The sequence below is a fragment of the Methanoregula sp. genome, from assembly GCF_002835825.1.
GTDB lineage: Archaea > Halobacteriota > Methanomicrobia > Methanomicrobiales > Methanospirillaceae > Methanoregula.
Genome location: NZ_PIZH01000407.1, coordinates 1 through 1,839, shown reverse-complemented (window position 1 = coordinate 1,839; position 1,839 = coordinate 1). Strand labels below are relative to the sequence as shown.

2 protein-coding genes and 1 pseudogene are annotated in these 1,839 nt (G+C 59.4%); all 3 read left to right on the top strand.

Annotation, left to right across the window (positions count from 1 at the left end; translation table 11 throughout):
- A partial coding sequence (locus CW742_RS11625) for an ABC transporter substrate-binding protein (RefSeq protein WP_292420566.1) occupies positions 1–513 on the top strand: 513 nt, incomplete at its 5' end.
- 71 nt (positions 514–584) lie between these two features.
- Positions 585–1,463 (top strand): branched-chain amino acid ABC transporter permease, encoded by an 879-nt coding sequence (locus CW742_RS11620; RefSeq protein WP_292420564.1) that lies wholly within the window; start codon positions 585–587, stop codon positions 1,461–1,463.
- 1 nt (position 1,464) lies between these two features.
- A pseudogene (locus CW742_RS11615) lies at positions 1,465–1,839 on the top strand (hypothetical protein); the annotation flags it as partial.

The following is a 1,839-nucleotide window of genomic DNA, read 5'->3' as shown; positions in this document are numbered from 1 at the left end:
CGCCGGGATATCGGTCTCAACACGATCTTTTTGAATGTCGAGAACAATGACAACGCCCAGTTCTACAAGGACCTTGGCCAGTACGGCGAAGGCGCTATCATCGAGAGCAGGTTCTCGCCCTACGTTGCACCGGTCGGCCCGGTGGCCGATGCGCAGGACGCGTTCAAAAAGGCCTACTTCAAAAAATTCGGATCGTACCCGGACATGATGGGAGCATCCACGTACGAGGGGGTCTTCATCGCTGCACAGGCAACGGAGAATGCAGGCACTACCGACAAGGTGGCGGTCCGGCAGGCGCTTGCCACGCTGAAGATGCCGCAGGTCATCGAGGCGATGAAGGACCAGACCATCTCCTTCTCCCCCGATTTCCGCGAATCCTCGTTCGATCTCTGGATGGAGCAGCTGGAGTTCGACACGGCTGCCGGCGAGACCCGGCCGAAGATCGTCTGGCCGGACAACTTAAAGACGCAGGAGTTCGTCCTGCCGTCATGGTATGTTGCGGGCAGCCCGTAACCAATACCCCTCTGTTTTATTACCTCTAACTGACTGATGGTGTTGTAAGAAAAGACGGTGCCGGGTTCCCCATGGACGACCTCTCAATCATCCTGCAGATCCTCTTCTGGGGGCTGTACGCCGGTTGCATCTACATCCTGCTCGCAACCGGCCTCAACCTGATCTTCGGCGTCATGAAGATCGTGAACTTCGCCCACGGGGAATTTTTGATGATCGGTGCCTACATCACCGCAACGATCTTCTACCTCAGCGGGATCAACCCGTACGCCATCATGCTCCTGTCCATGCTCGTCCTCATCGTCATCGGGGCGGTGGTCGAACGGCTCTGCTTCCGCCCGATCCTCGGCACGGGCAAACTCAACGAGATCTTCCTCTCGATCGGCCTCATCTACATCATCCAGAACGGCGCTGCAATCATCTGGACCGACAACTGGCAGAGCATCCGGAGCCCGTACGACGGCATCTCGGTGCCGATCGGGGATCTCGCGGTTCCGCTCGACTACATCATCATCATCGTCCTGACCGCTGCGGTCCTTGTCGGGCTGTACCTGTTCCTGAAACGGACGACTCTCGGCATGCAGATGCAGGCCACCAGCCAGAACCGGAAGGGGGCGATGCTGGTCGGGATCGATGTCGAACGGATCGATGTCATCAGTTTCGGCCTTGGCTGCGCCCTTGCCGCGGCTGCCGGCACGCTCTGGGTGGTGAGCGGGCAGGTCTTCAACCCGTACATGGGCTCGATCCCCGCGGTCAAGGCCTTTGCGATCATCATTCTTGGCGGGCTCGGCAGCATTCCCGGCGCGATCGTTGGCGGGCTGTTGATGGGCATTGCCGAGAACGGGGCTGCATATCTCCTCGGTGGCATCTGGAAGGACGCGGTCTCCTTCATCATCTTAATCATCGTGCTTGTCATACGGCCGACCGGCCTGTTCGGCGGGAAGGGGGAGTGAGATGGAGCAAGAGTCCCGCGACCGTATCGTGAAGGCCGGGGCGGCTGCCTCCCTTGCCCTTGCCTGTGCAGTCCCGTTCCTGACCGACAACATGTTCATCGTCAACCTCATGGTCCTGATGCTCATCTGTATCATCTTTGCTTCGGCATGGAACCTCCTTGCATACTCCGGGCAGGGATCGCTTGGGCATGCCGCCTTCTTCGGGATCGGGGCCTATGCCTCGACCATCATCGCCGCCAAGAGCGGGATCACGCCGTTTGTCACTATCTGTCTCGGTGCGGCGCTTGCCGCGTTCATCGGGATCCGTATTGGTCCCACCGCGGTCCGCCTGCAGGAATGGTTCCTTGCCCTGGTCACGTTGGGGTTTTCGATCATG